This is a genomic window from Nocardioides pocheonensis (assembly GCF_003725535.1).
Lineage (GTDB): Bacteria > Actinomycetota > Actinomycetes > Propionibacteriales > Nocardioidaceae > Marmoricola > Marmoricola pocheonensis.
In genome coordinates, this window is sequence record NZ_RJSF01000040.1 from 546,875 (window position 1) to 571,069 (window position 24,195).

General features: G+C 71.8%; 27 protein-coding genes. 12 read left to right on the plus strand and 15 right to left on the minus strand.

The window, feature by feature from the left end; translation table 11 throughout:
• Positions 1–23 precede the first annotated feature (23 nt).
• Both EFL26_RS13475 and EFL26_RS13480 read right to left on the minus strand, forming a co-directional pair.
• Positions 24–299, minus strand: a complete 276-nt coding sequence (locus tag EFL26_RS13475) for a hypothetical protein (RefSeq protein ID WP_123223363.1) — start codon at positions 297–299, stop codon at positions 24–26.
• A gap of 268 nt (positions 300–567) precedes the next feature.
• Entirely contained in the window at positions 568–1,404 is an 837-nt protein-coding gene (locus tag EFL26_RS13480; protein ID WP_123223364.1) for an SMP-30/gluconolactonase/LRE family protein, read from the minus strand.
• Between the two features lie 232 nt (positions 1,405–1,636).
• On the opposite strand from EFL26_RS13480, the gene EFL26_RS13485 reads away from it, so the two are divergent.
• The 4 genes from EFL26_RS13485 (at position 1,637) to EFL26_RS13500 (ending at position 3,490) form a co-directional block, all read left to right on the plus strand.
• Positions 1,637–1,972, plus strand: coding sequence for a longin-like domain-containing protein (locus tag EFL26_RS13485; protein WP_148046709.1), 336 nt, complete (start codon positions 1,637–1,639; stop codon positions 1,970–1,972).
• A complete protein-coding gene (locus EFL26_RS13490) occupies positions 1,969–2,655 on the plus strand; it encodes a GAF and ANTAR domain-containing protein (RefSeq protein ID WP_123223366.1) in 687 nt (228 codons plus the stop codon). The genes EFL26_RS13485 and EFL26_RS13490 overlap by 4 nt, the downstream gene beginning before the upstream one ends.
• Before the next feature lie 181 nt (positions 2,656–2,836).
• On the plus strand, positions 2,837–3,169 hold the full coding sequence (locus EFL26_RS13495; protein WP_123223367.1) for a TfoX/Sxy family protein: 333 nt from the start codon (positions 2,837–2,839) through the stop codon (positions 3,167–3,169).
• Between the two features lie 51 nt (positions 3,170–3,220).
• Positions 3,221–3,490 carry a hypothetical protein gene (locus tag EFL26_RS13500; protein ID WP_148046710.1) on the plus strand — a complete coding sequence of 90 codons (270 nt, stop codon included), beginning with the start codon at positions 3,221–3,223 and terminating at the stop codon, positions 3,488–3,490.
• A gap of 20 nt (positions 3,491–3,510) precedes the next feature.
• Here the strand turns inward: EFL26_RS13500 and EFL26_RS24245 are convergent, their stop codons facing one another.
• Positions 3,511–3,660 (minus strand): hypothetical protein, encoded by a 150-nt coding sequence (locus tag EFL26_RS24245; RefSeq protein WP_183408178.1) that lies wholly within the window; start codon positions 3,658–3,660, stop codon positions 3,511–3,513.
• 107 nt (positions 3,661–3,767) lie between these two features.
• Positions 3,768–5,264: a flavin monoamine oxidase family protein gene (locus EFL26_RS13505; RefSeq protein ID WP_123223369.1), complete on the minus strand. Its 1,497-nt coding sequence runs from the start codon at positions 5,262–5,264 to the stop codon at positions 3,768–3,770.
• Positions 5,265–5,322: 58 nt separating this feature from the next.
• On the opposite strand from EFL26_RS13505, the gene EFL26_RS13510 reads away from it, so the two are divergent.
• The 3 genes from EFL26_RS13510 to EFL26_RS13520 all read left to right on the plus strand — a co-directional run bounded on the left by EFL26_RS13510 (position 5,323) and on the right by EFL26_RS13520 (position 7,753).
• Positions 5,323–6,066 carry a TetR/AcrR family transcriptional regulator gene (locus EFL26_RS13510; protein WP_123223370.1) on the plus strand — a complete coding sequence of 248 codons (744 nt, stop codon included), beginning with the start codon at positions 5,323–5,325 and terminating at the stop codon, positions 6,064–6,066.
• Positions 6,063–7,001 carry a carbohydrate kinase family protein gene (locus EFL26_RS13515; protein WP_123223371.1) on the plus strand — a complete coding sequence of 313 codons (939 nt, stop codon included), beginning with the start codon at positions 6,063–6,065 and terminating at the stop codon, positions 6,999–7,001. The genes EFL26_RS13510 and EFL26_RS13515 overlap by 4 nt, the downstream gene beginning before the upstream one ends.
• A 158-nt stretch (positions 7,002–7,159) precedes the next feature.
• Positions 7,160–7,753: a hypothetical protein gene (locus tag EFL26_RS13520; RefSeq protein ID WP_123223372.1), complete on the plus strand. Its 594-nt coding sequence runs from the start codon at positions 7,160–7,162 to the stop codon at positions 7,751–7,753.
• Positions 7,754–7,835: 82 nt separating this feature from the next.
• On the opposite strand, the gene EFL26_RS13525 is transcribed toward EFL26_RS13520, so the two are convergent.
• Positions 7,836–8,969 (minus strand): NAD(P)H-dependent amine dehydrogenase family protein, encoded by a 1,134-nt coding sequence (locus EFL26_RS13525; protein WP_123223373.1) that lies wholly within the window; start codon positions 8,967–8,969, stop codon positions 7,836–7,838.
• 167 nt (positions 8,970–9,136) lie between these two features.
• Here EFL26_RS13525 and EFL26_RS24910 point away from each other — a divergent pair, with 167 nt between their 5' ends.
• Positions 9,137–9,322: a DUF5999 family protein gene (locus EFL26_RS24910; RefSeq protein WP_123223374.1), complete on the plus strand. Its 186-nt coding sequence runs from the start codon at positions 9,137–9,139 to the stop codon at positions 9,320–9,322.
• A gap of 22 nt (positions 9,323–9,344) precedes the next feature.
• On the opposite strand, the gene EFL26_RS13535 is transcribed toward EFL26_RS24910, so the two are convergent.
• Both EFL26_RS13535 and EFL26_RS13540 read right to left on the minus strand, forming a co-directional pair.
• On the minus strand, positions 9,345–10,382 hold the full coding sequence (locus EFL26_RS13535) for a hemolysin family protein (protein ID WP_123223375.1): 1,038 nt from the start codon (positions 10,380–10,382) through the stop codon (positions 9,345–9,347).
• Entirely contained in the window at positions 10,379–11,761 is a 1,383-nt protein-coding gene (locus EFL26_RS13540) for a hemolysin family protein (RefSeq protein WP_123223813.1), read from the minus strand. Before EFL26_RS13540 ends, EFL26_RS13535 begins: the two co-directional genes overlap by 4 nt.
• A gap of 96 nt (positions 11,762–11,857) precedes the next feature.
• Between EFL26_RS13540 and EFL26_RS13545 the strand changes: the two genes are divergently transcribed.
• The 3 genes from EFL26_RS13545 (at position 11,858) to EFL26_RS13555 (ending at position 14,320) form a co-directional block, all read left to right on the plus strand.
• Positions 11,858–12,664, plus strand: coding sequence for a PP2C family protein-serine/threonine phosphatase (locus EFL26_RS13545; RefSeq protein WP_123223376.1), 807 nt, complete (start codon positions 11,858–11,860; stop codon positions 12,662–12,664).
• A gap of 63 nt (positions 12,665–12,727) precedes the next feature.
• On the plus strand, positions 12,728–13,672 hold the full coding sequence (locus EFL26_RS13550) for an alpha/beta fold hydrolase (protein WP_123223377.1): 945 nt from the start codon (positions 12,728–12,730) through the stop codon (positions 13,670–13,672).
• A 144-nt stretch (positions 13,673–13,816) separates the two neighbouring features.
• Complete coding sequence (locus EFL26_RS13555) at positions 13,817–14,320, plus strand: DUF3145 domain-containing protein (RefSeq protein WP_123223378.1); 504 nt, start codon at positions 13,817–13,819, stop codon at positions 14,318–14,320.
• Positions 14,321–14,446: 126 nt separating this feature from the next.
• Here EFL26_RS13555 and EFL26_RS13560 read toward each other — a convergent pair whose 3' ends face one another.
• The 8 genes from EFL26_RS13560 to EFL26_RS13595 form a co-directional block, all read right to left on the minus strand.
• The gene (locus EFL26_RS13560) at positions 14,447–15,721 is read right to left on the minus strand and encodes a choice-of-anchor P family protein (protein ID WP_148046711.1); all 1,275 of its coding nucleotides are present in this window, start codon (positions 15,719–15,721) and stop codon (positions 14,447–14,449) included.
• 213 nt (positions 15,722–15,934) lie between these two features.
• A complete protein-coding gene (locus EFL26_RS13565) occupies positions 15,935–17,368 on the minus strand; it encodes an acyl-CoA carboxylase subunit beta (RefSeq protein WP_123223380.1) in 1,434 nt (477 codons plus the stop codon).
• A 1-nt stretch (position 17,369) separates the two neighbouring features.
• Positions 17,370–18,623, minus strand: coding sequence for a beta-ketoacyl-[acyl-carrier-protein] synthase family protein (locus tag EFL26_RS13570; protein WP_123223381.1), 1,254 nt, complete (start codon positions 18,621–18,623; stop codon positions 17,370–17,372).
• 26 nt (positions 18,624–18,649) lie between these two features.
• Positions 18,650–18,901 (minus strand): acyl carrier protein, encoded by a 252-nt coding sequence (locus EFL26_RS13575; protein WP_123223382.1) that lies wholly within the window; start codon positions 18,899–18,901, stop codon positions 18,650–18,652.
• Positions 18,902–18,966: 65 nt separating this feature from the next.
• A complete protein-coding gene (locus tag EFL26_RS13580) occupies positions 18,967–19,977 on the minus strand; it encodes a beta-ketoacyl-ACP synthase III (RefSeq protein WP_123223383.1) in 1,011 nt (336 codons plus the stop codon).
• Positions 19,974–21,158 carry an acyltransferase domain-containing protein gene (locus EFL26_RS13585; protein ID WP_123223814.1) on the minus strand — a complete coding sequence of 395 codons (1,185 nt, stop codon included), beginning with the start codon at positions 21,156–21,158 and terminating at the stop codon, positions 19,974–19,976. The genes EFL26_RS13580 and EFL26_RS13585 overlap by 4 nt, the downstream gene beginning before the upstream one ends.
• 79 nt (positions 21,159–21,237) lie before the next feature.
• Positions 21,238–22,422: a PucR family transcriptional regulator gene (locus EFL26_RS13590; RefSeq protein WP_246000179.1), complete on the minus strand. Its 1,185-nt coding sequence runs from the start codon at positions 22,420–22,422 to the stop codon at positions 21,238–21,240.
• 34 nt (positions 22,423–22,456) lie between these two features.
• Positions 22,457–22,888, minus strand: coding sequence for a nitroreductase/quinone reductase family protein (locus EFL26_RS13595; protein WP_123223385.1), 432 nt, complete (start codon positions 22,886–22,888; stop codon positions 22,457–22,459).
• A gap of 172 nt (positions 22,889–23,060) precedes the next feature.
• Here EFL26_RS13595 and EFL26_RS13600 point away from each other — a divergent pair, with 172 nt between their 5' ends.
• A complete protein-coding gene (locus EFL26_RS13600; RefSeq protein ID WP_246000180.1) occupies positions 23,061–24,032 on the plus strand; it encodes an alpha/beta hydrolase family protein in 972 nt (323 codons plus the stop codon).
• Positions 24,033–24,195 lie beyond the last annotated feature (163 nt).

Sequence of the window (24,195 nt, forward strand, 5' to 3'; positions counted from 1 at the left end):
CCCGTACCGGCGACTGATCGGATCTAGTGCTGCTGGTCCCGGGTTTCGCGGAGAAGCTCTTCCAGGCCCTCTTCGGCCCCCTCGCGTACGCGACCGTCGGGGTCTTCGAACGTGATGGACACCGTGGCCCTCGGATCGGCCCTTCCCATCGGGGTGACCTGCACCTCGACGCGGACGCCGAGCAGGCTTCCGGCTCGGTGCGCCGCCCACTGGAGATCGACGAGTTGCTGGTGCCTGGTCGGGTGGATCACGTACAGAGCGTCGCCGTCGTACCAGAGCTTCGAGGCGATCTCGATCACCAGTTCCTGCTGTGGGTCCTTGCCTCGGCCCGTGAAACGACGCACGCCGCAACCCCCTACGGCGGCCCCGGGAGTCCGCCGTGCCTGGGTCGATACCCAACGAGACAGAGGACATGCCGTTCTCAGCCCGGGTCCGGATGCTCGCGTGTCCGTCTACAACCCCGACCTGGACACTGACGGCCGCGACGGTCGCGCCGTGGTCGAGCTCATCGCCCACGTGGCCAGGATGCTCGCCTGAGCGCTGAGCAGGGCCGGCATGCTCGGTGGCTCACGGCCAGCCGGCTCCCGGCACGTCGACGTCGACGGTGAGCACCTGACCGCTCCCGGGACCGACCAGCTCGGACATGCCCCGCCACTCGGCGGTCACCACGCACAACGTGCGACCGTCGGGTCCGCCGAGAGCACATGCGAACGCGCCCCGGTCGACCTCGACCCTCTCCAGGACGGCGCCACCCTCGGCGACCCGGGCACAGACGCGGTGGGGGACGTCGGCGTACCAGACGGCACCCTCGGCGTCGATGCAGATCCCGTCCGGCGTCCCGTCGCCGAGGTCGGCCCAGGTACGGCGCGCGGACAGGACGCCGTCCGCGCCGATGTCGAACGCGACGAGCTCGTGCCGGTAGGAGTCGGCGACGATCAGCGTGCCGTTGTCGGGTGTCACAGCCATGCCGTTGGGAAAGGCGACGTCAGCGGCGACCTCGACCACCGCTCCCGTCGGGCGGACGAGCACGATCCCGCCGGGACGGAACTCCTCGCCGGACATCGGGTCGAACCCCGCCCCGTTGACGTAGCAGTTGCCACGCCCGTCCACCACGACGTCGTTCCAGCCGGGCTTGCCGAGGTCGGCGTACGTCGTCAACGAGCCGTCGCGCTCCAGCGCGAGCACCTTGCCCTCCCGCGAGGACACGATCAGCATCCGCCCTTCGGGGTGCCACGCGGTGCACAACGGCAACGAGTCGACGCGAGCGGCCACCTCGACCTCGCCGTCCGGCGTGACCGCGAGCACCTCGCCGGCCGACCAGTCGGAGACGTACCACCGGCCGAGGTGCCACCGGGGCGACTCGACCAGACCTCTGCCGTCCACCAGCACACGAGGATCTCTCATCCGTGCCACCACCTGTCCTCGATCCGGATCCGTCAGGCAGAGGAACGATCGACCTCGACCCCGATCGACATGGTGCCTCGCGTTTCTCCGGGCTGGCCTGGTGCTGAGGAGGCCTCGGCCCCGCGATCCCGCCCAGCAGGCGGTAGGTCGCCGTGGGTCGCTGGAGCGGCCCGGCTAGCATGTGCGCGGGTCAAGCAGGGGCTCGCAGACTTCGGTCAAGAGGGGCCTTGGCGTGCCCGAAGAGCCACGCCGCGGGACGCGGCGCGCGAGCCGGTTGATGATCGACGTGCTGCACGCGGTCGCCGCATGCGAAGGCGTCATCCACTACTGGGACGTCGCCAAGCAGCCGGGGGGCACCGTGCTGTTGCGCGCGAGCTCGGTCAGCCACTTCTCGAGCGAGGAGGAGGCCGTGCAGGTCGCGCGCCGGATCGCCGAGGAGCTGCCGCCCTCGGGATACGAGGCCCACACCGTCAGCGCCCTGGCCCGCGCCGACAACGGTTCCCGTGACGAGTGGCACGCGTTCGCAGAGGTGCTGATCGGCGCCAAGGTGGGTACCGGCAGGGGATGAGCGACCAACACGCCCTCGAGGTGCTCAGGCGGCTCTCGGAGTCCCTGACTCCCGGAGACCTCGACCACACGCTGGACCGGATCACGGCCGCGGCGGTCGAGGTGCTGCCCGGGGTGCACTACGCGAGCATCACGGTGCGGCACGCCGACGGCCACCTCTCCACCGCTGCGCCCTCCGACCCGATGCTGCTCGGTCTCGATGCGGCGCAGTACGAGTTCCGGGAAGGGCCGTGCTACGAGGCCGCGACCGACGCGGCGTACGTCGTGTCGCCGCACCTCGCGGCCGACGAGCGGTTCCCGCGGTACGCGGCCGTGGCGGTCGAGGCCGGCATCCGGGCGCAGGCGGGCATCCGCCTCTTCGACACCCCGAACGAGGCCGCTCAGGGCGCGCTCAACCTGTACTCACGAGACGTCGGCAGCTTCACCGACCTCAGTGTGGTCGGCCAGCTGTTCGCGCACCAGTCGGCGATGGCCCTCGACTACGCCCGCGAGATCCAGAACCTCCAGCAGGCCATGAAGACCCGACAGCTCATCGGACGGGCCGTCGGCATCGCCATGGAGCGCTACGGGCTCAGCGAGGAACGTGCGTTCGCCTTCCTCGCCCGCGTCTCGCAGGCGCGCAACGTCAAGCTGCGCGTGGTCGCCGAGGAGCTGGTCGGGGAGACCGGCGCCCCGGAGGCCTGAGCACGAGCGGTCCGCCGCGCCTCTGGCTGGACGCGGCGGACCTCAACCCCCGTGAGAGCCGTCTGCAGCCGGCCCCGGGTCTGTGATTTCACTACCCGCCCGCGGGTCCCGCCATGCGGCAGGGACAGGTGAGGCGGGGCACACCCCTGGATCTGTCGGTGCGCCGTTCCATACTGGCCCGATGGCGTACGACGAGGAGCTGGCTGACCGCATCCGCGAGGCCGTCGAGGGCGAGCCGGGCCTCAGCGAGAAGCGCATGTTCGGCGGCCTGGCCTTCCTGGTGCGCGGCAACATGGCGGTCGCAGCGAGCGGTCAGGGCGGGCTGCTGCTGCGCTGCGACCCCGCCGAGTCGGACGAGCTCGTCCAGCGTCCCGGGGTGTCGCGCATGGAGATGCGCGGTCGCGAGATGGACGGCTGGCTGCGGGTGGGGCAGGAGGTCGTCGACGACGACGGCGCGCTGCGCCACTGGGTCGACGTGGGCCTGGCGTTCGCACGCTCGCTGCCGCCGAAGTGATCGACCCGCTGCCCGTTCACCGTACTCGAACAGGTGTTCTATCCTGCCCTCGTGCAGTCCTTCCACCAGGCTCCCGACGCTCCGGCCCGGGTCTTCCACGTCTGGGTCAAGCTGGACCTCGACGGCCCGCGGCCGCCGCTGCCGGGTCTGGTGCTGGACTGGCGGCAGACGTCCTCCGGGTGGGAGGCGTGGGTGGTGACCGTCGAGACCTACAGCACGGGCGTCGGTCACGCCTCGATGGTCCGGCAGGGGTGGCGCCCGGTCGCCTACCTGCGGCCGGCGGGTTCGGCGCCTCCCGACCGGCGGGAGTGGCGCCACTGAGCGCCTGCCACGAGGTCAGGTCACTTGAGCGGGTTGATCCCGTACCCGTAGTACAGGACCGCGATGGCGCCCCCGCCGACGTAGAACCCGAGCACCACGATCAGCAGGAAGCGTGCGGCGAGGAAACGACTGAGGCCCGGGTTGTCCGGGCCGATCGGCTGTTGGCGCATGGCTGACCTGCTTGCTGAACGGCGGGACGCGAGCGCGTCCCTAGGCCGTAATGGTGCGGCATGGCGCGGCAAAAAGGAAGAACTATCACCAAATCGGCATAAATCGGTCAGGCGCGAGACAGGATCTCACCCGCCGCCCGCTCGCCGGCGCGGACCGCGCCATCCATGTAGCCGGTCCAGTACGTCGAGGTCTCCGTGCCGGCCCAGTGCACCCGGTGGAACGGCTCGCGGATCGCCGAGCCGAAGGTGGACAGGGTGCCCGGCCCCATGATCGGCACCGGGCCGCCGCCGGTCCAGCGCTCGGTGGTCCAGTCGTGCTCGGTGTACTCGATCGGGTCCAGTGCCTGCGCGCCGAACATCTCCGCGAACCCGGCGAGCACGTTCCGGCGGCGGTCGTCGGCGGACATCGCGTCGTACGTGCGCAGGGTCGCCCCTCCGACGAACGCGAGCAGCACGCCGGGGCTCCCGTCGGCGGGGGAGTTGTCGAAGACCGTCCGCGTCGCCCCGCGGTCGCTCAGGGCCGAACCGCTCAACCCCGCGTCGCGCCAGAACGGGCGCTCGTAGACCGCGTCGCACTTCATCAGCTGGCCCATCGGCATCTGGGACAGGAGGGCGTGCCGGCGGACCGGCAGCTGGGGGTACCAGTCGATGCCGAGCACGAGCGGAGGCGGCGCAGCGACGATCACCCGGTCACAGCGCACCGACCCGCGCTCGGTGCGCACCACCGCGCCCGTGTCGCTCTGCTCGATCCGGTACGCCGCGGCCGCGAGGGCGACCCGGTCGCCGAGCTCCTCGGCCAGCCGGAGGGGGACCAGCTGCGACCCGCCCACGAAGCGCCGCTCCTGGGCGCCGCCGACGGTGCCGGAGTTCCGCTCGAACGTGCCGGGGTTGGCCTCGTCGCCCGAGCAGGCCAGGTAGTGGAGGACGAACAGCAGCGAGAGCTGGTCCGGGTCGGCCCCGAACCCGGGCTGCGTCCAGCACCCGATGAGGTTCTCGATGCCGGCGGAGTTCACCGTGTGCGTGCGGATGTACTGGGCGAGCGTCATCGAGTCCCAGGTCGCCGCCTTGGGGTGCGACCAGGGGGCGGCGACGTCGATCTGGGCCGCGTAGCCGTCCAGCTCCTGCAGCAGCAGGGCCGCGTCGAGCAGGACGGTCGGGTCCGGCGGCACCGTGCCGGTGTAGGTCTGGCGCACCGCCCGGCCGAGCAGGTGGGAGATGTAGACGTTCTTGCCCTGCGCGTACTCCGGGAAGGTCGCGACCCCGAGCTCCGCGGCCAGGGCGAGGATGTGGTCCTGCGTCGGCCCGACGAACGCCCCTCCGGCCTCCACGACCGCGCCGGAGGCGAGCTGGTGGTTGAGCAGCCTGCCGCCGACCCGGTCCCGCGCCTCGACCACGAGGACGGAGCGACCGGCGCGAGCCACCTGCCGTGCGGCGACCAGGCCGGACAGTCCGCCGCCGACGACCACCACGTCGACCGTGGCGGGCAGCGAGCCTTGCAGCGTGGCCGCGGTGGCGGTGTCCTCGAAGGCGCCGACGGCGAGGGCGCCCAGCCCGGAGAGCGCGGCGCCCTTCAGGAGCGTGCGTCGGTCGAGCGGCAGCGGCATGGCGTCTCCTCAAAGATGAACATGTGTCAGATTCAGGTCCGGATGATACGGTCCCGCCATGTCCGGTGTCACCCCCTCGCCCGCCGTTCCCGGACGCCGGCGCCGCCCCGCGCAGGTCCGCTCGCGCGAGCGCGTCGAGAAGGTGCTGGAGGCCGCGTCGCGGATCGTCGTGACCAGCGGCGTCGAAGCGCTGACCACGCGCTCGATCGCGGTGGCGGCGGGCATCCCGGTCGCCTCGCTCTACCAGTACTTCGCCGACCGTGACGCAATCCTGCTGGCGCTGGTGGAGCGCGACACCGCGGAGATGGACGAGCAGGTGCGCACCGACCTCGCCGAGCTCGAGGTGCTCTCGATCGAGTCGATCGTCGCCACGACGATGCGCGCGTACACCAAGGTCTACGCCCGCCGCGCCGACTTCATGGAGATCTGGCTGCGGGGCCGCACCAACCCCGCGGTGCACGACTACGGCCGACGCCACAACCGGCGCACCGCGGCCGAGCTGCGTGAGCTCGCGATCGGCGCCGGCCTGGCCCGGCCGGACCTGCCGCCCGCGGCCGCCGAGCTCGCGGTCGAGATCGGTGACCGGGTCTTCCAGCTGGCCTACGAGACCGATCGTCGGGGCGACGAGTTCCTGATCAGAGAGGGGATCGCGATGGTCACGGCCTACCTCCGGCAGTACGCGACCCCCGCCGGTCGCGAGGGAGTACGCCGGCCCGCCGGCCCGGACGGCGCGCGCCCGCCTCGCGACGGCGCCGCACCGACCGCTCCCGAGACCGCCCCACGCGAGGAGGATCAGCCATGAGCCCGTCCCGGACCGTCGCCGTCGTCGGCGTGCACGTGCTCGACACCCACGTCCTCGGGGTCGAGCAGATCCCGGCGGGCTCCGACGGCGCTCTGGTCGACGCCATCCGGATGTCTCCCGCCGGCACCGCGGGTGGCACCGGCATCGTCCTGAGCCGCCTCGGTGCGCAGGTGCACAGCATCGGAGCCGTCGGGGTCGACCCGATCGGCGACACGTTGCTCGCGCTCCTCGCGCGTGAGGGCGTGGACACGAGCAGGCTGGTCCGCAGGCCCGAGGTGCAGACCTCGGCGAGCGTGCTGCCGGTGCGGCCCAACGGCGACCGTCCGGCCTGGCACTGCATCGGCGCGAACGGCGCCTTCACGGCCGACGACGTCGACCTGGCCTCGGTGCCCGGGCTGGGGCAGGTGCACCTCGGCGGACCGGAGTTCCTGGGCGGCCCGGCGGCGGCCGAGCTCCTGGCGGCCGCGCACGATCTCGGCTGCACCACGTCCGTCGACGTGCTGGCCCCGGGTGACCCCGACCTGCTCGCGTGGATCGCCGACTGCCTGCCGCACACGGACTTCCTGCTCCCCAACGACGAGCAGGTCCTGGGCTTCACGGGCCAGAAGTCCCTCGCCGACGGGGCCCACCGGCTCCTCGAGGCGGGCGCCGGCTGCGTCGCCGTCACCCAGGGCGCTCGCGGGGCGCTGGTCGTCGATGCCGGGGGAGCGACCGAGGTGCCGGCGTACGTCGTGGACGTCGTCGACACCACCGGCTGCGGGGACGCCTTCTCCGCGGGGTTCCTGCGCGGCATCTCGCTCGGGATGGGGGCTCCCGAGGCGGCCGAGCTCGGCTGTGCCACCGCTGCGCAGGTGGCGCAGGGGGTCGGAACCGACCACGGGTCCTACGACCTGGCGAGCGTGCAGGCCTTCGCGGCCCGGGCCGCGCGACGCTGAGAGGTCCCGTACAGCGCCCGCAAAGGTCCTTGAAAGTTGAAGCCGTAGGGCCGTTGGTCACAGGCCCTTTGCCTCATGGGTGGACCCCCCTTCTGCTGGTGTGCTGGCTGCAACGCGGGGAAACGGACACCCGCCAAGATCAGAAGGGGGCGCAGACAATGCGCGCAACACTCGACAAGTTGATCTCCTGGACCGGCCTGCTCCTCGCGGTCGTCCTCCTCGTTGCGGGCGGTCTGCTCACCTGGGCCAGCTCCTTCGCGGGGAACCAGGTGCACGACCAGCTCGCGATGCAGGACATCACGATGCCGGCCAAGGCACAGCTCGAGACCAAGGCCCAGCACGCTGCGCTGGACCAGTACGCCGGCCAGAAGATGACCACGGGTGCGCAGGCCAAGGCGTTCTCCGACCACTACATCCTGGTCCACATGAACGCGGCCGGTGGCGGCAAGACCTACGAAGAGGTCAGCGGCCAGTACATCCAGATGACCGACGCGCAGAAGGCCTCGCCTGAGGGCCAGAAGCTGGCCGGCCTCCGGCAGACCCTGTTCATGGGCAACACCCTGCGGGGCGAGCTGCTGACCGCCTACGCCTTCGGCAAGCTCGGTGCGATCGCCGGTTACGCCGCCATCGCCTCCTTCCTGGGAGCCGGGCTCATGCTGATCCTGGGTCTGTTCGGGCTGGCGCACGCCAAGCGGGCCCGCGAGTCGGCCGCCGTGGCAGCCGCCAAGGTCGGCACGCCGATCACCGCCTGATTCGCAGCACACCGGTCTTCGCCGGGATGGTCGTGGGGGGCCGTCCCGGCGAAAGCCATGTCCGGGGTCGGGAGCGTCGGAGTCAGGATCGTCGGGCGAAGCGCGGGTGCGCGCGCCCGGCGATCACCGGCAGGTCGAGGTAGGTGCGGATCCCGGGGTAGGCGCGCACGACGTACGGGATCGAGTTGACGCAGTGGTTGGCCGTCGCGACCACACCCGGGTTGCGCTCCCAGCCGGCTTCGGGAGTCTCGGGCTGCATGCCCTTGAGCGTGACGAAGAGGTCCGGGTCGCCCTGGACCTCGATCTCGTAGCGCTCGCCGGCCGCACCCAGCGTCCAGGCCGGGTCGAGGTGCTCGGTGCCCATCAGCCAGTTGACCGCCACCCGCACCACCGGCTGGTCGTCGATCACCGCCTCCCAGCAGAACCGCTGGCCGGCGACCTGCCCGGGCTCGATGACCCCGGCCGGTGAGTCGATCGGCTCCGTGGCCACCGCGACCTGCTGGGAGGTGCGGATCTCGGCGCTCGGGTCGAACCCCATGCCGTCGAGGATCAGCCGGATCGACTGGGCGAACCCGCCGGTGAGCAGCCCCAGCATCGGTCCTTCCATCGCGGCCTCGGGAGTGCCGCCGAAGCACATGATCTGGCGGACCACGTCCGGCGCGTTGTAGCTGCGGATGTCGGAGAACTCCTCGGCCCGCACGAACGTCGTCGCCGACGACATCGCCGAGAGCATCAGCGGGAAGACGTCGCTGATGCCGCCCGGGTCGATGCCCGTGCCGTGCAAGGTGCTGCCGCCCTCCCGCGCCGCCTCCTCGAGGGCCTCGTCGCCGGGCGAGCGGTGGAACCAGCCGACCGGGGTGACCACGTTCTTTCCCGATCGGAGCAGGCGCGCGACCTCCGCCGGGTCGGGCAGCAGCGGGGCGTAGACGACGCAGTCGGCGTCCAGGGCGAGGATCGCCTCGACGTCGTCGGTCGCCGGTACGCCGAGCGCCTCGATGCCCGCGATCACCCCGGCGTCGACGCCGACCTTGTCGGAGGAGTGCACCCAGCACGCCACCAGGTCGAGCTCGGGATGGTCGCGCACGGCCTGGATCGCGGCTCGCCCGACTCCGCCGGTGGCCCACTGGACGACTCGGTGCCGAGCCGGGAGCGCACCCGCGGTGGCGGCCGGCTCGTCGAGGGCCGAGCCGGTGGCAGAGTGTTCCTCGGAGGTCATGCGCGGACGCTAGCGCTCGAGGCGCGGCACGGTCGTCCACTTCCTGTGCTCAAGGTCACAGAATGGCTAAGGTTTCAACCAGTATGTCCGATCTGCGTCATGAAACCTCTTCAGCGAGGTTTCATGGACGACAGAAGCACCTCAGCCCTTGACCCCGGGAGGACACAATGGCGTGTAACCACTCCCCGGCTTGCCCGGACGCCAGCTCGATCGACTGTTGCCACGCGCACACCGTGGCCGACCACTCCGAGCAGGGATGGTGCCGGCTGTGCAACGGCGTGATCCTCTTCGACGACGGGCTCTACCTCGCGCCTGACGGCCACGTGGAGCCGGTGCCCGTCTCCGCTGCCTGACGGTCCACGACCCCCGCCACGGTCAGTGGTGGGCTGCGTCGCGGATCTCGCCGACCAGCTCCTCGATCACGTCCTCGAGCGTGGCGACCCCGAGCACCCGATCGGTGTCGTCGAGGACCCGGGCCATGTGCGCGCCACGGGACTGCAGCCGTTGCAGGGTCTGGACCAGGGTGTCGGTGGCGTGCACGTCGGCGAACGGCCGGATCCAGGTCGGGTCGATCACCTGGGCCCGACCGTGCGGGTCGGGTTCGAGCACGTCCTTGATGTGCAGGTAGCCGATCAGCCCGCCGTCGTCGCCGACCACCGGGAACCGTGAGAACCCGGTCTCCGCGCAGATCGCCTCGACCTCCGTCGTCCGGGCGCTGCGCGTCACGGTCTGCAGCGAGTCGCGGGGGAGCAGCACGTCGGTCACGGTGCGCGAGGTGAAGTCGAGCGCGCCGGAGAGCCGCTCGTACTCGCTCTCCTCGAGCAGCCCTTCCGCGTGCGACTCGTCGACGAGGGCCTCGACCTCCTCGTGGGTGAAGGTCGAGCTGACGTCGCTGCGCGGCTCGATCCGGAGCAGACGCACCCCGACGTCGGCGACCGCGTTCAGCCCGCGGACCACCGGCTTCAGGAAGGCCACCATCGCCACCATGGGCGGGCCGAAGACCACGGCCGCGCGCTCGGGTCCGGCGAGGGCGAGGTTCTTCGGCACCATCTCTCCGAGCACGACGTGCAGGTAGACGACCACCGACATCCCGAGGGTGAACGCGACCGGGTGCAGCCACGCGTCCGACAGGTTCAGGTCGCGGAAGGCCGGCTCGAGCAGTGCGGCGAAGGCCGGCTCGGCCACCGCGCCCAGGCCCAGGGAGCACACCGTGATCCCGAACTGGGCGGCTGCGATGATCGAGGTGAGGTCCTCCATGGCGCGCAGCGTCGTCTTCGCCATGCGTGAACCGGCGCGCGCCCGGGGCTCGACCTTGGTGCGTCGTGCCGAGACCAGGGCGAACTCCGCGCCGACGAAGAACGCGTTGCCCATCAGGAGCACCACCGACAGGGCGAGCGCCCAACCCGTGCTCACTCCGGACCGCCGCTCGTGTCCTGCGGATCCGGGGGCGGGCCGGGGCGCAGCTGGATCGCGATCCGGTCGACCCGCAGCCCGTCCATCCGTACGACGCGCAGGTGCGCGTGCTCGAGGACCGGCTCCTCGTCGTCGTCGTCCGGGATGACCGGAGGCAGCGGCACGTCCACGGCGTCGCCGGCCCGGGGGATCCGGCCGAGGTGCTGGACGAGCAGCCCGGCGACGGTGTCGTAGTCCTCGTGCTCGGGCAGCGCCAAGCCGGTCGCGTCGAGCACCTCGTCGGGACGCAGCAGGCCGGAGACGATCCAGGACCCGTCGGGGCGCCGGCGCAGGCGGGCGGCGCTGCGGTCGTGCTCGTCGGCGATGTCACCGACGATCTCCTCGACGACGTCCTCGAGGGTGACCACCCCGGCCGTGCCGCCGTACTCGTCGGACACGATCGCCATCTGGAAGCCCTCGCCGCGCAGCAGTGAGAGCAGCGGGTCGAGGCGCAGGGACTCGGGAACCACCGTCGCCGGCACCATGACCTCACGCACCTGGGTCGACGACCGGTCCGCCCGCGGCACGGCGACCGCCTGCTTCACGTGGACCGAGCCGACGATGTTGTCGGTGCTGCCCTTGGTCACGGGGAACTTCGAGAACCCGGTCGTCGACGACAGCTCGATGACCTCGCTCACCGGGTCGTTGGCGTCGACCACCGCCATCCGCATCCGCGGCGTCATGATCTCGCCTGCCGTGCGGGGCCCGAAGGCCACGGAGCGCTGGACCAGCGCCGCGGTCTCCTCGTCGAGCGTGCCCTCGGACGCCGAGCGGCTGGCCAGCGAGGCCAGCTCGTCGGACGACCGCGCGGACCGCAGCTCCTCCTGCGGCTCCACGCCCACGGCCCGGACGATCGCGTTGGCCGACCCGTTGAGCACCCTGATCGCCGGCTTCACGACGGTCGTGAACAACCGCATCACGCCTTGAGTCGCCTTCGCCGCCTCCAGCGGGACCGCGATCCCGACCTTCTTGGGGATCAGCTCCCCGATCAGCATCGTCGCCACGGTCGCGAGCACCAGGGCGAGCCCGACGGCGACTCCCGTGACGGCACCGCGCGGCAGGCCGGCAGCATCGAGGGGGCCGCGCAGCAGCTCGGCGATCGCGGGCTCGGCCAGGAAGCCGATCACGAGGTTGGTGATCGTCACCCCGACCTGCGCCCCGGAGAGCTGGGTGGAGAGGCTGCGCAGCGCCTTGCGGACCCCGATCGCGGCCCGGTCCCCGGAGGCCGCGGCCCGCTCGACCGCCGCCCGGTCGACCGCGACGAAGGAGTACTCCGCCGCGCCGAACACGCCGCACACCACCATCAGCACGATGGAGATCCCGAGCAGCAGCCATTCCATGTCGCCCATTGTTGCGGGTCGGGCCTCCTCGTGGTGCTTGGGTGCACCGGGGAACCGTGAGAGGCTCAGAACGCGTTCTCGTGGTGAGGAGGGGACATGCTTCGCATCTCCGGCGCGGGTGAGAGTCACGTCGGTCTCGTGCGCCCCGACAACGAGGACTCCGGGTTCATCGGTCCCACGTGCATGCTGGTCGCCGACGGCGTCGGCGGGGGAGCAGCCGGCGAGGTCGCCTCGGCCACCACGGCGTACGCCGTCTCGGCCACCGCGCTGGTGCGCGCCGGCGACGATCCGGCCGCGATCCTGCGCGACGCGGTGGAGCTGGCCCAGGCCCAGGTGCACGCGGGGGTGCTCGCCGACCGGGCCCGCACCGGCATGGCCACCACGCTCACCGCGCTCGTCACCGACGGCTCGCGGTTCGCCCTTGCCCACCTCGGGGACTCCCGCGGCTACGTCTACCGCGACGGCGAGCTGACGCGCGTGACCCGCGACCACACCTACGTCCAGGAGCTGCTCGACGAGGGGCGACTGGACGAGCTGGAGGCCGCGCACCACCCGTGGCGCAACGTCGTGCTCCGCACCGTGAACGGCTCGGAGAAGGGCGGCCCGGACATCCTGGAGCTGTACCTGCGGCCCGGTGACCGGGTCGTGATCGCCAGCGACGGCCTGACCGACCTGGTCGACGAGGCCGTGATCGCCGAGACGCTCGCCGACCGCCCGGACGACGACGCGGTGAGCGCGCTGGTCGCCGCGGCGCTGGGGCGGGGCGGCCGCGACAACATCACCTGCCTGGTCGCCACGATCGTCGACGGACCCCCGATCAGCGCCGACGGCATGCTGCACGGGGCCGTGCGCAACCCCGACAACATCATCGATCTCGCCGCGGTGCGCTCGGTCTCCGCCTGAGCGGCCGCGCACGAGATCTGGAACACGTTCCACTTCGCGCCCGCACGCGGGACAATGGCTCCCATGGCAGAGATCGAGCGCCCGCGCCTGGAAGGGTCCGTCGCCGTGCGCGACGGCCGCAGGCTGTCCTTCGCCGAGTTCGGCGCGCCCCGCGGAGCGGCGATCATCTGGATGCACGGCACACCCGGTGGGCGGCGTCAGATCCCGGTCGAGGCACGCGCGTACGCCGCCGAGCACGACCTGCGGATCATCGGCATCGACCGTCCGGGCATCGGCACCTCGACGCCCCACCTCTACGCGAACGTCCTGGACTGGGTCGGCGACCTCGAGCTGCTGGCCGACGCCCTCGCGGTGGACACCATGCGGGTGATCGGGCTCTCCGGCGGAGGCCCCTACGCGCTCGCTGCGGGAGCGGCGCTCCCGGATCGGGTGCACGGGGTCGGCGTCCTCGGGGGAGTCGCCCCGACGAAGGGTCCCGACGCGATCCGCGGTGGCCTCGTCGAGCTCGCACCGTACGCCGCCCCGGTGCTGTCCCTGACCCGGATCCCGCTCGGCTACGTGCTCGCCGGGGCGATCCGGCTGATCCGCCCGCTCGCCGGCCCCGCGATCGACACCTACGCCGCGCTGCAGCCGCGTGGTGACAAGGAGCTGCTCGCCCGGCCGGAGTTCCGGGCGATGTTCCTCGACGACCTCCTCAACGGCGCGCGGTTCCACGTCGGGGCTCCGCTGGCCGACATCATCCTGTTCACGCGACCGTGGGGCTTCGACGCCGCCGACGTCACGGTGCCGGTGCGCTGGTGGCACGGGGACAGCGACCACATCATCCCGCACGCCCACGGCGTGCACCTGGCCTCGCGGCTGCCGGACTGCCGGTTCGAGACGATCCACGGCGAGTCCCACCTCGGCGGCATGGGGGTGGCCACCGAGGTCCTCGAGGAGCTGATGGACCTCGGCCCGCGCAAGGCCGCCGCCCGCTCACCGCGGAAGGCCGCGACCCGCAAGCGCTGAACCACCCGAAAATCGTGTTCCGCTGGCTTCCGTGCGCGCCATGGGCCACAATGTGAACACAAGTGCACACCTGTCACATGGCACCACCTGCTCTGCGAGCCCGCTGGGGAAGGCGTAGCTCAACGCCGGAGCAAGGAGGCCGAAGTGACCCGCAATGCGACCCGTGGAGTCCTGTACATCCACTCGGCGCCGTCCGCGCTGTGCCCGCACGTCGAGTGGGCCGTGGGCGGCGTGCTCGGCGTTGCCGTGAACCTCGAGTGGACCCCGCAAGCCGCCCAGGCCGGCACCTACCGGGCCGAGTACTCCTGGGCCGGCGACTCCGGCACGGCTGCCGCGGTGGCCTCGGCCCTGCGCGGCTGGAACCAGCTCCGCTTCGAGATCACCGAGGAGGCGACCCCCTCGACCGAGGGCGCCCGCTACTCCTACACCCCCGACCTGGGCGTGTTCCACGCCGTCACCGGCCTGCACGGCGACCTGATGATCCCGGAGGACCGGCTCAAGGCCGCCGTGATCAAGGCCGCGCTCGGGGACACCACGCTCGAGCTGGAGATCGACAAGCTCCTCGGCAAGCCGTGGGACGACGAGCTCGAGACCTTCCGGTACGCCGGCGACGGCGCACCGGTCCGATGGCTGCACCAGGTGGTCTGATCCCCGCCCCCCGCCCCCCATCAGGGATCGGATCGCCGACCGCACCATCACGCAGGAAACACCCGCAAGAGCAACAGGGTCACCGCCAGAAGGCGGTGACCCTGTTGTCTTGGGACCTGCTCTGCCTCAGCGCCAGATCAGCGCCTGGCTGGTGGCCACCTGGATCTCGGCACCGATCGGGAGCCCGGCCCGCGCGGTGTCCAGCGTGATGTGCAGACCGATCACCTGGAAGCCGTGCACGAAGCCGTCGATCGCGACCGACTTCTGCTCGTTGATCGTCACCGTGCCGAGGTTCGCGATGTGGATCGAGGTGTTCGGCCCCACGTCGACGGGGATCGTCTTGCCCGCGATCTTCAGGTTCACGAACTGGAAGGCGCCGGTCTCGGTGAACTGGTCGCCGACCATCTCCACCTTCGACGTCGACCCGATCGCGCCGGCCTGGATCAGGCCGCCGAACAGGCTCAACCGCGCGGTCCGGGTCAGGAGCTCGGACTTCGCGTAGCTGGCGGTCGTGACGCCGGTGACGTAGGAGTCCATCACGCCGAGGTTCAGCACCCCCGCGACGTAGGCGTTGGCGAGGTGGTTGTTCAGCGTCTGGCCACCCGTGCCGGCGAGCGGCTGGGCCACCGAGGCAAGCCGGCCGGTCTCGGCCTTGACCTGCGTGCCGGCGTGCGCCTGGACGTAGGCGGTGTACGCGAGGCCACCGAGGCTCGGAGCGTCGGGGTTGTCGGGGTGGGCCGGCTGCACGTCGGCGAACACCGGGTTCAGCATGATCACCGCGCCGGCGGCCGCTCCGCCTCGCGGCGCGAGCAGGGTCACGATGAGGCCGGCACCCGTGGTGACGGCGGTCTGGCCGTTGACCGCGGTGTGCTGGGCGTTGATGGTCACGCTCGCCACGCCCGGGATGGTCACGCCGGTGTTGGGCCCGACGTCCACGGGGTAGGTCTTGCCGCCGATGGTCAGCCCGAGGAACTTCGTCGTGGTGCCCGCGGTGGCCGGAGCGGAGTCGTCGGCGGCAGCGGTGCTCGTGGTGTCCACGGCCTGGACCTTGATGGCACCGCCGAGGAGGGAGACGTTGGCCGTGCGGGCGTGCGAGACGACCTGGAACCCGTTGCCCTGGCTCGTCGCGGTCACGTCGGTGGTCACGGCGCCGACCTGGGCCAGGCCACCGACGTACACGGAGGCGATCTTGTTGGTCGACTGGCCGGGCTGGAAGCCGAACAGGGCCGACTGGGCCGTCGCGCTCGAGCTGATGGTGGTGCCCACCGCCGTGATCTGGGTGCCGCCGGCGGTGCCCCCGTAGGCGTAGTCGGGGGCCGCGGCGTGTGCGGGGACGGCGGCCATGGATGCGGCCAGCGCGGAAACGACCCCCACCGCGAGAATCCTGAGCTTGGACTTCACGTCGATCTCCCTCGAATGGCCAGCGCCGAGTGCAGAAGGCCTCTGCATCCGCCAACGAGACCCCAGGGTTCAGGTCACGCGCGATCGGGCCGCGTTCCACGCTCCGGTCTAGTCCACCTGGACGCGGGCCGAATGCGGCCCTCCGCAGCGGGGAGGGCGGGGGCGGTTCCGGCGCCCCTCAGGGCGCCGGAACACTGCTCACGAGGGCACGGGTCAGAGCGGGATGTTGCCGTGCGCGCCGCGGGCGACGAGGCCGGAGTCGGCGATCGCGCGGGCGATCGCCGAGCGGGTCGCAGCGGGCTGCACGACCTCGTCGACGACGCCGATCTCGATCGCCTTGTCGATCCCTCCGGCGAGCCGGGCGTGCTCCTCGGCGAGCTCGGCCTCGACCTGCGCCCGGATCTCGGGCGCGACCTCGGCGAGCTTGCGCCGGTGGAGGATGCGCACCGCCGCGACGGCGCCCATCACCGCGACCTCGGCACCCGGCCACGCGAACACGCGGGTCGCACCGAGGGAGCGGGCGTTCATCGCGATGTAGGCACCGCCGTAGGTCTTGCGCGTCACCACGGTCACCCGCGGCACCACGCACTCGCCGAAGGCGTGCAGCAGCTTCGCGCCGCGACGCACGACGCCGTCCCACTCCTGGCCGACGCCCGGCAGGTAGCCGGGCACGTCGACGAGCACGATCAGCGGGATGCCGAAGGCGTCACACATGCGCACGAAGCGGGAGGCCTTCTCCGCCGAGAGCGAGTCCAGGCAGCCGCCGAGGCGCAGGGGGTTGTTCGCGACCACGCCGGTGGTGCGGCCGCCGAAGCGACCCAGGGCGGTGACGATGTTCGGGGCCCACCGGGCGTGCAGCTCGACGGCGGTGCCCTCGTCGAGGACGTGCTCGACCAGCGGGTGCACGTCGTACGCGCGCTTGGTGGACTCGGGCAGCAGGCCGCCGAGGTCGATGTCCTGGACCGCATCGACGTCGAGCGTGCCCTGGGAGCCCAGCAGGTGCGCGATCGTGCGCGCCCGCTCGAGGGCCTCCGCCTCGGAGTCGGTGAGCACGTGGACGACACCGGAGCGCCGGCCGTGCGGCTCCGGGCCGCCCAGCCGCAGCATGTCGACGTCCTCGCCGGTCACCGAGCGGACCACGTCGGGCCCGGTCACGAAGATCCGGCCCTCGGGGCCGAGGATCACCACGTCGGTCAGGGCCGGCCCGTACGCCGCGCCGCCGGCCGCCGCGCCGAGGACGACGGAGATCTGCGGGATCACCCCGGACGCCTTGGTCATCGCGTGGAAGATCAGCCCCACGGCGTGCAGCGAGAGCACGCCCTCGGCCAGCCGGGCGCCCCCGGAGTGCCAGAGTCCGATGATCGGCACCCGGTCGGTGAGCGCGCGCTGGTAGGCCTGGACGACCACCTTGCAGCCGTCGTGGCCCATCGCGCCGCCCATGACCGTCGGGTCGGAGCAGAAGGCGACCACGGTCTTGCCGTGGGTGCGCCCGATCGCCGCGAGCATGCCGGAGTCGTCGACCGGGGAGATCGCCTCGAACTGCCCGTCGTCGAACAGCGCGGCCAGCCGCTGCAGCGGGTGGCGAGGGTCCTCCTCACGCGGGGGCTTGGCGGTGGTCGCGACCGGCTTCTCGGGTGCCTGGGTCATCTCAGATGCTCCCGAAGGCGACCGCGACGTTGGCGCCGCCGAACCCGAACGAGTTGTTCAGCGCCGCGATGTCGCCGGCGCGCAGGTCGCGTGCCGTGGTCGGGATGTCGAGCTCGACCGCCGGGTCGAGGTTGTCGAGGTTGATCGTGGGCGGCGCCACGCGGTGGCGGATCGCGAGCACGGTGGCGATCGACTCGAGCGCTCCGGCGCCGCCGAGCAGGTGCCCGGTCATCGACTTGGTGCTCGTGACGACCACCTCGTCGGCGTACTTGCCGAGCGTCGCGTGGATCATCAGCCCCTCGGCGATGTCGCCCTGCGGCGTGGAGGTCGCGTGGGCGTTGACGTGCGCGATGTCGCCGGGGGAGATGCCGGCGTCCTCGAGCGTGCGGAGGATCGCTCGCGAGCCGCCGCGACCCTCCGGGTCGGGCTGGGCGATGTCGTGGGAGTCGGCGGTGATGCCGGTGCCCAGCACCTCGGCGTAGATCGTCGCGCCGCGCGCCCTTGCGTGCTCGAGCTCCTCGAGCACCAGCACGCCCGCGCCCTCGCCGAGCACGAAGCCGTCACGAGCCACGTCCCACGGCCGGGACACGGTCGTCGGGTCGGCGTCGCTCTCGCCGCTGCCGGTCTTGGACAGCGCCATCATGTTCGCGAACGCCGCGATCGGCAGCGGGTGGATCGCGGCCTCGGTGCCGCCGGCCAGGACGACGTCGGCACGGCCGAGCCGGATCTGGTCGGTGCCCAGCGCGATGCCCTCGTTGCCGGAGGCGCACGCGGAGACCGGGGTGTTGACGGCCGCCTTCGCGCCGACGTACAGGCCGACGTTCGCGGCCGGAGCGTTCGGCATCAGCATCGGGACCGCGAGCGGAGACACCCGGCGCGGACCCTTCTCCTTGAGCGCGTCGTAGTTGGCCAGCAGCGTCGTGACGCCGCCGATGCCGGACGCCATCGCGACGCCGAGCCGTTCGGGGTCGACCCCGCCGTCGGCGAGGCCTGAATCGGCCCAGGCCTCCATGGCAGCGACCATGGCGAACTGGGCCGACCGGTCGAGCCGCCGGGCCTTGACCCGGTCGAGCACGTCGGTCGGCTCGACCGCCGCGGTGGCGGCGATCTGCACCGGCAGGTCCTGCGCCCAGTCCGCGGTGAGGTGCCGCACGCCGGACTTGCCGGCGAGCAGGGCCTCCCACGAGCTGGCGACGTCTCCACCGACGGGGCTGGTCAGCCCCAGCCCGGTCACAACGACTCTTCTACGGCTCATCGTGCAGTTCCTCCCAGAGGGGAAGCTCAGGCGGCAGCCTGGGCCTTCTCGATGTACGACACGGCGTCGCCGACGGTCTTGAGGTCCTTCACGGCATCGTCGGGGATCCGCACGGAGAACTTCTCCTCGGCGGCGACCACGACCTCCACCATCGACAGCGAGTCCACGTCGAGGTCGTCGGTGAACGACTTGTCGAGCTGGACGTCTTCGGCGGGGATGCCGGTGACCTCGTTCACGATCTCGGCGAGCTCGGCGCGGATCTCTTCGGTGCTGGCCATGTGGCTGGTTCCTCTCGTTGGGTGCCGGGGGTCGGCTGCTTGCGGGCGGGTGGGCGAGTGGTCGTTCAGGGGACGCGGATCACCTGGGCGGCGTAGGAGAGCCCTGCGCCGAAGGCGATCAGCAACGCCTTGTCGCCGGACCGGGCCTCACCGTCGAGGACCAGCTGGCGCAGGGCGAGCGGGATGGACGCCGCGGAGGCGTTGCCCTGGTGGGCGATGTCACGAGCGACGGTGACGTGCTCGGGGAGCTTCATCGAGCGCGCCATCGCGTCGATGATCCGCATGTTGGCCTGGTGGGGGACGAAGACGTCGAGCTCGTCGACCGAGATGCCGGTGCGGGCGAGCGTCTCCTCGGCGATCTTCGCCATCGTGTACGCCGCCCAGCGGAACACCGCGTTGCCCTGCATCACCAGGTGCGGCATCGACGTGGAGCCGGCCGCGACCACCTCGCGCCAGTCCTCCTTCTGCCGGATCAGGTCGTACTGCTCGCCGTCGCTGCCCCACACCACCGGACCGATGCCGGGCTGGTCCGAGGGACCCACGACGGCGGCGCCGGCCCCGTCGGCGAAGATGAACGCCGTGCCCCGGTCGTGGGGGTCGGTGATGTCGGAGAGCCGCTCGACCCCGATGACGAGCACGTGGGTGGCGGAGCCTGCGCGCACCAGGTCGGAGGCCAGCGCGAGCCCGTGGCAGAACCCGGCGCACGCCGCCGAGATGTCGAACGCCGCAGCGTTGCTGCCGAGCTCGTGGGCCACGGCCGCGGCGACCGCCGGCGTCTGCATCATGTGCGACACGGTCGCGACGATCACGCAGTCGACCTGGCCCGGAAGGACGCCGGCGTCCTCGAGCGCTTCGCGCGCGGCGCTCACCGACATCGCCTGCACCGTCTCCTCCGGCGTCGCCCAGCGCCGCTCGATGATGCCGGAGCGCTGCTGGATCCACTCGTCGCTGGAGTCGATCGCGTCCACGATCTCTGCATTCGGCACCACCCGGCTCGCGCGGTGCAGGCCGAGGCCGAGCACGGCGCTGTGTCGCAGGGTGGAGCCCTGGCCGAGATCGGAGGTGGCCTCGCTCATGCCGAGACGCCCTCGGGGTGCAGACGGACCAGGGGCTGCCCGGGGGAGACCAGGTCGCCGTCCTCGACCAGCCACTCGACGATCGTGCCGCCGTGGGGTGCGTAGACTGCGGTCTCGTCGCGGGTCGAGCGCACGGTTCCGATCGTGCTCGCCGGTGCCAGCGAGTCGCCCTCGTCCCCGGCCGCACGGGCGAACGTGCCCTTGGACGGCGAGACGAGCAAGCGCCAGGTGGGGTTGACGTCGAGCGCCGACTGGGTGCCGTGCTTGTCGACGAAGTCCCGAGCCGCGTCGAGCTGGTCGGGGGTCTTCAGCGCGAAGGTCTCGACACCGGGCAGGGCCCGCTTGGCGATGCCGGTGAGCGTGCCCGCGGGAGGCATCTCGAGGATCCCGGTGACGCCCAGGTCGCGCATGGTCTCCATGCAGAGGTCCCAGCGCACCGGGTTCGCGACCTGCGTGACGATGCGGCGTACGACGTCGCGACCGTCGTGCACGATCTTGCCGTCGCGGTTGGAGATCAGCGGGGTGCGCGGGTCGTGGGTCGAGACCGCCTTGGCGAGCTCGGCCAGCACGCCGACCGCGGGCGCCATGTGCTCGGTGTGGAACGCCCCGGCGACGGACAACGGCATCAGCCGGGCCTTGGCCGGCGGCTCGGCCGCCAGGGCCTCGAGCTGCTCCAGCGTGCCCGCCGCGACGATCTGGCCGGTGGCGTTGACGTTCGCCGCCGTGAGCCCGTGCTTCGCGAGGGCGGCCTGGACCTCCTCGGCGTCGCCGCCCAGCACGGCCGTCATGCCGGTCGGGGTCGCCGCCGCGGCCTGGGCCATCGCCTTCCCGCGCTCGCGGACCAGCACCATCGCCTGCTCACCGCTGATCGCGCGGGCACCGGCGGCGGCCGCGAGCTCGCCGACGCTGTGCCCGGCCACGGCGCCGATCTTGCCGAACGCGTCGGCGGGATGCGGGAAGAGCGAGAGCGCCGAGACCATGGCGGACGCGACCAGCAGCGGCTGGGCGATCGCGGTGTCGCGGATCGTCTCGGCATCCGCCTCGGTGCCGTAGTGGGCCAGGTCGATGCCCGCGACGACCGACATCCAGTGGAGTCGCTCGGCAAACGTCGGGTCCTCGAGCCACGGGGCGAGGAAACCGGGAGTCTGGGCTCCCTGTCCGGGAGCGACGATGATCAGCACCACTCCACTCTCGCGGACGAGGGCCGGCGGTGCGGACTCCGCAATGCACGAAATCAGGTCACCGGATTTTGTAGGAACCCTACAAACCGCGCTCGGTCAGACGACCGACGGTCAGCGCCAGCCGGAGCACGTAGGAGTCCCGGGCGTTGGCAGGGCTCAGCCCGGTCGCCTCGACCACGTGCTTGAGCCGGTAGCGGACCGTGTTCGGGTGCACGAACAGGGCGCGGGCGGTCGCCTCGATCGACGCCCCCTGGGCGAGGTAGGTCTCCAGGGTCTCGAGCACCGTGGCTCCGGCGGCGATCAGCGGGCGGTGCACCTGCTCGACCAGGGCCTGGCGGGCGGTCGCGTCACCGGCGAGTGCCCGCTCGGGCAGGAGGTCGTCGGCGTGCACGGGTCGGGGTGCGTCCACCCAGCCGTGGGCGACCTTGAGGGCCGAGAGCGCGGCGTCCGCGGAGATCCTCGCGTCGGTGAGCGAGTCGACCACCGGCCCGATCACCACGGCTCCGTCGGCGAACGCGTCCGCCACGCGCTGCGCGGGTTGCCCGGTGCGGTCGACGCCGCCGAGGACCACGACCAGGCGATCGCCCTGCACGGCGCACAGGCAGTCCAGCTTGCGGTCGTGGGCGATCCGGCGGACGTGCTCGAGGGCCGAGCCCTCGCCGAGCCCACCGGCCATCACCACCACGTGGCCGGAGCCGTCCCATCCCAGGGCGCTCGCCCTCGACGAGATGGTGTCGTCGCCCTCGCCCCGGAGCAGCGAGTCGACGACGAGCGCCTCCAGCCGTGCGTCCCAGGCCCCGCGCTGCTCGGCAGCCCGCGCGTAGACCTCGGCGGTGGCGAAGGCGATCTCGCGGGCGTACTTGTTCAGAGCAGGTCGTACGGCGTCGGCATCGGCCTGGCCGAGCACCTCGTCGAGGTTCTCGTCCACGACGACGATCGAGAGCCGGACCATCGCGACGGTCTGCTCCAGGCTGATGTCCCCGGCGAGAGCACGCGGTGCCGCGCCGAACACCTCGGCGGTGATCGGTGCGGCGCCCTCTCCGTGGCGGAACCAGTCGATGAACGACTTGATGCCCGCCTGCAGGATCAGCCCGATCCACGAGCGGTCCTCGGCGGGCAGCTGGACCACCCAGGGCATGTCCTTCTCCATACGGCTCAGGGCCGCCGAGCTCAGGGCTCCGCTGGCCCGGGTCAGCCGCTGCGCGATCTGCGCCCGCGTGCGTGGACGCGACGCGGGGGAGGCGGGGGATGCGGGGATGGACACGGAACGACTCTAGGGCGTCCGTTGTGGGAATTGCTCAGTCGTCGAGGTCGATTCGCACCGTGAGCAGGTCCGTCCCGAGACGGCGTACCGAGGCGGCGTTGATCCGGGCGGCCAGCCGACGGCTGAGCAGGCGCTGCCGCTCGCGCGGGTCGTCGTCGGGCAGGAGGTGCGCCGTGCCGCTGCGCCAGCGACCGCGGACCCGGACACGGACGCGCGGGTTCGCCTCGATGTTGCGCACGTACGCCGACCGGCGGCCGTGCTCCGAGACGATCCAGAAGGTCGAGCCCTCCAGTCCGTCGCCGACCGGCGTGCGTCGGGCCTGGCCGGTCCGCCGCCCGACGGTCTCGAGCAGGGCGTAGCCGGGCACACCGACGCCGCGCTCGAGCAGGGCTCGCACGACCGGGTTGACCAGCCGCCGCTGCACGAACGTCACGATCCGGAACTTGTCCACGCGCCGCCGCTTCACAGGTCCAGCATCGCACCGCGGGGCGCTGATCCCACCAGCCCCTCCCGTCACAGCACGACGCGAGATCTGCCCACAGGTCGGGACTTTTCCCTTGCGGTGCAGGAAATTCCGGGTGTCGGTCTGGTTGACTGCAGCTACTCCGGGCCCGCCGGGGACGACGACAGGAGTCGCCTTGACCGAGCCGATCGAGGTCCAGAAGGTCACGATCCACGGCCACCGGCGTGCCTTCGTGAAGATGGGCACCGGACCGGCGCTGCTCCTGCTCCACGGCCTCGGCTGCGACCACCGGACGTGGGACCCGGTCATCCGGCAGCTCGCGAAGAAGTACACCGTGATCGCGCCGGACCTGCTCGGCCACGGGGCCAGCGACAAGCCGCGCGCGGACTACTCGGTCGGCGGCTACGCGAATGGGATGCGCGACCTGCTCACGGTGCTCAACATCGACAAGGCGACGGTGGTCGGCCACAGCCTCGGTGGCGGGGTCGCCATGCAGTTCGGCTACCAGTTCCCCGAGCGCACCGAGCGGATCATCCTGGTCGCGCCGGGCGGCCTCGGACCCGAGGTGACCCCCCTCATCCGCGCGGTGTCGCTCCCGGGCTTCAACCAGGTGATGGCCCTGCTGACGCTCCCGGGCATCCGGCACGCGGGCAAGGCCGGCCTGCACGCCCTGGCGCGCACCGGGCTCACCCTGACCCACGACCTCGACGAGGTCGCCGGCATCTACGAGTCCTTCCGCGACCCGCGCTCTCGCAAGGCGATCTCCCACGTCGTGCGCGCCGTGGTCGACACCCGCGGGCAGCTGGTCACGATGGTCGACCGTGCCTACCTCACCCAGGCGATGCCGATGCTGATCGTGTGGGGGAGCGACGACCGGGTGATCCCGGTCAGCCACGCGAAGACCGCCTCGGCCGTGGCGCCCGGCGCGGTCGTCGAGGTGCTCGGCAACTCGGGTCACTTCCCGCACAAGGACCACCCGGAGCGGTTCGTGAAGATCGTCAACGACTTCATCCGCTCGACCCAGCCGGCGTCCTACCACCGCGGCCGCTGGCGTCAGCTGCTGCGCAACGGCCCGGCGACGCCGCTCAGCGAGCGCACCGAGCTGGCCCCGGTGACCCCGATCAGCACCAAGCGCGCCGGCGCCTGAGCTCGCACCTTCTTTTTTCGCCGCCGCTGTCGTACGGCGTCCGTGTCGTTCGTCGAATTGACGAGCGGACCCGATGAATCCCCGACGGGACGAGGGTCTACCCGGACATCAGCGCAGACAGCGACGGAGGTGAGCACCATGGCAGCGACGATCGACATCGAGA